Source organism: Pseudomonas putida, from assembly GCF_030159595.1.
Classification (GTDB): domain Bacteria; phylum Pseudomonadota; class Gammaproteobacteria; order Pseudomonadales; family Pseudomonadaceae; genus Aquipseudomonas; species Aquipseudomonas putida_AC.
The window spans coordinates 1-227 of record NZ_BSKJ01000070.1; the positions used below are offsets into that span (position 1 = coordinate 1).

The window sequence follows — 227 nt, forward strand, 5'->3', positions numbered from 1 at the left end:
AGGGTCACGACCAGGTCGTGGTCCAGCGCCTGATTGATGTGCACGGTGAAGGTCGGTTTGACGTTCTCGGCCACCGAAGTCTGGTCGGCGGTGATGGTAACCAGTACCAGGTCGCCTTCGTTGCCAGTGCCTGGGGTACCCGAGCCTGGCTCGTCGGTCACGGTGGTGGTGACCGGCGCCTTGTCCAGGGTCAGCTGTTCGAACTTGCCGACGTCGGTGCCGCTGAC

1 protein-coding gene is annotated in these 227 nt (G+C 63.9%); it reads right to left on the bottom strand.

All coding sequences use genetic code 11. The features are described from left to right. Positions 1-227, bottom strand: a 227-nt coding sequence (locus QQL85_RS26545; RefSeq protein ID WP_284357345.1) for a hypothetical protein, incomplete at both ends; no start/stop codon positions are given.